The sequence below is a fragment of the Arthrobacter sp. PsM3 genome, from assembly GCF_030433895.1.
In the GTDB taxonomy this organism is placed as follows: domain Bacteria; phylum Actinomycetota; class Actinomycetes; order Actinomycetales; family Micrococcaceae; genus Arthrobacter.
Map to the genome: position 1 here is coordinate 1 of NZ_JARUXE010000087.1, position 5,118 is coordinate 5,118.

General features: G+C 69.3%; 3 protein-coding genes. 1 reads left to right on the plus strand and 2 read right to left on the minus strand.

The window, feature by feature from the left end; genetic code table 11:
* Window positions 1–105: 105 nt before the first annotated feature.
* Window positions 106–1,935, minus strand: coding sequence for an AMP-dependent synthetase/ligase (locus QCD75_RS21570; protein ID WP_301231571.1), 1,830 nt, complete (start codon window positions 1,933–1,935; stop codon window positions 106–108).
* Between the two features lie 58 nt (window positions 1,936–1,993).
* Window positions 1,994–3,706 carry a dolichyl-phosphate-mannose--protein mannosyltransferase gene (locus tag QCD75_RS21575; RefSeq protein ID WP_301231572.1) on the minus strand — a complete coding sequence of 571 codons (1,713 nt, stop codon included), beginning with the start codon at window positions 3,704–3,706 and terminating at the stop codon, window positions 1,994–1,996.
* A 271-nt stretch (window positions 3,707–3,977) separates the two neighbouring features.
* On the opposite strand from QCD75_RS21575, the gene rsmI reads away from it, so the two are divergent.
* Window positions 3,978–4,799, plus strand: a complete 822-nt coding sequence (rsmI, locus tag QCD75_RS21580; protein WP_226761934.1) for a 16S rRNA (cytidine(1402)-2'-O)-methyltransferase — start codon at window positions 3,978–3,980, stop codon at window positions 4,797–4,799.
* Window positions 4,800–5,118 lie beyond the last annotated feature (319 nt).

A 5,118-nucleotide genomic window follows, 5' to 3' on the forward strand; every position in this document is an offset into this window, starting at 1 on the left:
GCACTGCGGTGCCGGCCGCTTCTGCGTGTGTCCTCCGTTGCGTGTCCTCTGCGCCTAAACTCCGTGCTTGCCCTGCGCACCTCCCCGGTGGGCACCGGCGGTGCTTCAGCCGTAGATGCGGTTGATCTGCGCTTCGAAGTCACGCACGACGGCGGCGCGCTTGAGTTTGAGCGACGGCGTCAGGTGCCCGGATTCCACTGTGAAGTCGGCGTCCAGCACCACGAAGCTGCGGATCGACTCGGCCTGGGAGACGAGCGCGTTCGCCTCGTCCACGGCACGCTGCAGGGCGTTGCGGACCAGGGCGTCCCGGCTGGCTTCGGCGGGGCTCATCGCGGCAATCTTCTGCGCGGCGCACCAGCTTTCCAGGCCCTCGGGGTCCAGGTTGATCAGGGCTGAGATGAACGGCCTGCCGTCCCCGATCACCACGGCCTGCAGGACGAGTTCGTGCTCGCGGATCTTTTCCTCGAGCGGCCCGGGGGCTACGTTCTTGCCGCTGGCGGTGACGAGCAGGTCCTTCTTCCGGCCGGTGATGGTCAGGAAACCATCGCTGTCCAGGGACCCGAGGTCGCCGGTGCGGAAGAACCCGTCCACGAACGCCTCCGCATTGGCTGCTGCGTTGTTGTGGTAGCCCTTGAAGACCCCGATGCCCTTGACCAGGATCTCGCCGTCCTCCGCGACCCGGATGGTGGTTCCGGGCACCGGGATGCCCACCGTGCCCACTTTGGTCCGCGTCGGGGTGTTGGCCGTGCACGGTGCCGTGGTTTCGGTGAGGCCGTAGCCTTCCAGGACCGGGATGCCTGCGCCGCGGAAGAAGTGCGCGTCGTGGGGGCTGAGCGGGCTGGCACCGGAGACCGTGTAGCCCAACTGGCCGCCGAAGGCCTGCCGCAGCTTGGGGTACAGCAGCCGGTCGAAAAGGGCGTGCTTGGCGCGGAGCACGGCGCCGGGGCCCGTCCCGGTGCCCCGGGCCGCGGCGTCGAGGGCCTTCGAGTAGTCGATGGCGGCGGCGGCGGCCGAGTCGAACAAACGCTGCTTCCCCGCCAGGGCCGCCTTGTGGGCGGCGCCGGCGTAGACCTTCTCGAAGATCCGGGGCACCACGAGCAGGAAGGTGGGCCGGAAGCTGGCGAGGTCCTCAAGCAGTTCCTTGGCGCTGGCGGAGTGGCCCAGGGTGGTCCCGGCGCTCAGGCAGATTACCTGGACGGCGCGGGCCAGGACGTGGGCCAGCGGGAGGAACATCAGGGTCCTGGAGCGGGGCTGCAAAAGGATTTCGGGCAGGAACAGCACGATGTTTCTGGCGACGAGGGCGAAATTCCCATGTGTGATTTCGCAGCCCTTGGGCCGGCCGGTGGTGCCGGAGGTGTAGACGAGCGAGGCCACGTCCGCGAGTCCGGCGGTGGACCGGTGCCGTTCCAGCTCGGCGTCGCCGACTCCGGCGCCCGCCGCGGCCAGGCTTGAGAGGTTCGGTGCCGCACCGTTGTAATCCATCCGCACCACGGGGAGCACGGTGGCGCCAAGCGGGGACGAGCCGTCCAGGACCTCCCGGACGAGGCCGGCCTTGGCCTCGTTCTCCGCGAAGATGCGCAGGGCACCCGAGTCATGCAGGATCCATTCAATCTGGCTGGCCGAGGACGTTTCGTAGATGGGGACGGTAACGCCGCCGGCGAACCAGATGGCAAAATCCACCACGGTCCACTCGTAGCGGGTGCCGGACATAACCGCCACGGTTTCCCCGGGGGTGATGCCGCCGGCAATCAGGCCCTTCGCCAGGGCCCGGACCTGGTCCAGGAACTGCTGTGCGGTGACATCAGCCCAGCCGGCCGGTCCTTTGCGGGAGTACAGCGCATGCACGGGATCCCTGGCGTGCTGTTCCAGGAGCAGATCCGTCACGTTGCTGCCCGGGTCGAGCTCGACGAGCACTCCGGTGCTTGCTTCTCTCACGACCGTTTCTCCGTTCCGGGTCCGCCTGGCGGTGGTGGACGTCCCCTGCAATCCTGCCCTAGATCCAGGACGGCATCCACATCCGGAACCGCCAATCCTGGTAGGAAATGGTCTCGGCGGTCCAGATCGGATAGAAGAACGCCGACACGACGACGGCCGTGACCACAAAGAGCGCCACGAGGTAGAGCCCGGAACGCCGCCGCCACAGCGGATCGGTGCGCTGCCCCAAGACGAGGCCCAGGCAATACACCAGGGCCAGCACCAGGAATGGTTCGAAGGACACAGCGTAGAAGTAGAACATGGTGCGCTCCGGGTACAGGAACCAGGGAAGGTACCCGGATGCCACCGCGGCCAGCACCGCCCCCGCACGCCAGTCGCGCCGCCCGGCCCACCAGAACAGCAGGACGCCCAGGCAGACGGCGGCGCCCCACCAGATCAGCGGGTTGCCGACGGAGAGGATCGCCGTCGTGCAGCTGGCCGTATCGCACCCCGGACTGCCCTGCTTGGGGGATTCGTAGAAGAACGACGTGGGCCGTCCGAGCACCAGCCAGCTCCAGGCGCTGGCCTCGTAGGGGTGCTCGGCGCTGAGCCCCTGATGGAACTTGTAGGCCTCCAGGTGATAGTGCGCCAGGGACCGGACGGCATCCGGCAGCCAGCCCCATTCCGCCGACGGGACGGACTCGGCCCAGTGCCGGAAGTAGGCGTTCGTGGAGCGGAACCAGCCGGTCCACGTGGCGGCATACACCAGGGCGGCTACCGGGACGATGCTGAGGAAGGCCGGGATCCCGTCCTTGAGGATCCCGCCGCTGATCCAGCCGTGGATGCCGGCGATACGCCGCGCGCTCAGGTCCCAGAAGACCGTCAGGAGCCCGAAGCCGGCCAGGAAGAACAGGGCGGACCATTTCGTCCCGACAGCCAGTCCCAGGCATACGCCGGCCGCGATCCGCCACCAGCGGATCCCCAGCCAGGGGCCGGACGCCAGCTGGAGCAGGCCGGGCCGTCCGTCCGGGGAGGCGGCGGCTTGCCGGCCGAGCCGCGCGGCGAGCCGGCGCCGGCCGTCGTCGCGGTCCATCAGCAGGGCGCCGAACGCGGCAAGGACCCAGAACATCAGGAAGATGTCCAGCAGGGAGGTCCGGGACATCACCAGGTGGTGGCCGTCCACCGCCAGCAGCAGGCCCGCCACCGCCCCGAGCGTCAGGGAGCCGAAGAGCTTCTGGGCGATCAGGGCCAGCAGGAAAATGGACAGTGTCCCGGTCAGGGCCGCTCCGAACCGCCAGCCGAAAGGATTGTCCGAACCGAAGAGCCACATGCCGGCGGCGATCATCCACTTGCCGACCGGCGGGTGGACGACGTACTCGGGCGAGTCGAGCAGCACGCCGGGATTGCCGGCGGCAAAGGCGTCATTGGCCTTCTCCGGCCAGGCCCGCTCGTAGCCGCTGACCAGCATCGAGTAGCCGTCCTTGACGTAATAGGTCTCGTCGAAGACCAGGCTGCGCGGCGTGTCCAGACGGACGAAGCGGAGGACTCCGCCCAGGGACGCGGTGATGGCCGGGATGAGCCAGAACCACAGCCGGAGTGAGGGCGGATAGTCCCGCCAGCTCTGGATGCTGCCGATCAGGCGGTCCCGGAGGGCTTCGGGGGTGAACGCCTCCGCCGGGCGGCTGACCCAGCGGTGCCCCTCCAGATTGCGTCCGGTGCTGGTGGCTGGGGGCGCCGAACCGGTGGAACCGGTCTCGACAGGCCTCGTGGGGGTCTGCGTCACGTTGCCCATGCTACCTTTCGCGGCTGTGGCCTCCGGCCAGGCCGCCGGCCCGGTTCGGCGGCTGGGGCCGATGGCCTGGCCGCTGGCCAAGTGGTCAGCCCCGCCGCCCGCCCGCGCCCCGTGCCAGTAGGCTGGTCGTGTGGATCCTAAACTCAGCACTGCCCCGAATCTTCCCAGCGATGGCGCGGCCGCGCCGGACGACGTCGGGGACGGCGCAGGTCCCGGGCCCGAGGGAAGCCCCGCGGCGGCGGCCGTTGCGCCAAGCGGCGGCCCCGGCCGGATCGTGCTGGCGGCGACCCCCATCGGGAACGTCGGAGACGCCACCTACCGACTGATCGAACTGCTGACGACGGCGGACATCGTCGCCGCGGAGGACACCCGGCGGCTGCACCGTCTCGTCCAGAATCTGGGCATCACCGTGGCCGGCCGGATCATCAGCTACCACGAGCACAACGAGGCCGCCAAGACCGGTGAACTCCTGGACCAGGTACGCGCCGGCAAGACCCTCGTCATGGTGACCGACGCCGGCATGCCGTCCGTCTCGGACCCCGGCTTCCGCCTGGTCGAAGGGGCCGTGGCCGCCGGGTTGACGGTCACCGCTGCCCCCGGACCTTCCGCCGTGCTCACCGCCCTCGCGCTCTCCGGCCTGCCGACCGACCGCTTCTGCTTCGAGGGTTTCCTGCCGCGCAAGGCCGGGGAACGGTCCTCCCGGCTCGCGGATCTCGACGCCGAGCGGCGCACCATGGTCTTCTTCGAGGCCCCGCACCGGCTCGAACCCATGCTCCGGGCCCTGCGCGAGCGGTTCGGCGCGGACCGGCGCGCCGCCATCTGCCGGGAACTGACGAAGACCTACGAGGAGGTCATCCGCGGCACCCTCCGCGAACTGCTGGAGTGGGCCGAGTCCAGCGAGGTGCGCGGCGAGATCGCCGTCGTGGTGGGGGGCGCCCCGGAACGGGAACCAGGCAAACCGGAAGACCACGTGGCGGACGTCAACGCGCTCATGGCGCAGGGCATCCGGCTGAAGGAAGCCGTCGCAGCCGTGGCGGAGGACGCCAAGGTCAGCAAGCGGGAACTCTACTCCGCGGTGCTTGCCGCCCGGTAGCAGGCCGGGCGCCCGCCCGAACGTCCGCTGTGCAGCTGCACAGCGGATCCGGTACGACGTAGTGCGGGCATGCGTAGACAGCCCGGAGAGCACGGCAGTACCGTGACAGTAAATCAGCACCTGATGAGTGAGGACTCGGGCGGTGCTGAACCCGATCCCATTCACCCCGAATCGCTGACGAGGGAGTCAACCGTGACTGTAACTGCCCAGCCCATTGTTACCGCAGAGCGTGAGAGCGCCCTGCTGGCCTCTGTTCCCACCGGTCTGCTGATCGGCGGCCAGTGGCGTCCGGCCGCGTCCGGCAAGACCTTCGACGTGG

Bases quoted from the DNA above. Each gene is read 5' to 3' on its own strand.
- QCD75_RS21575 (WP_301231572.1), bottom strand. From the start codon at position 3,706: ATGGGCAACGTGACGCAGACCCCCACGAGGCCTGTCGAGACCGGTTCC.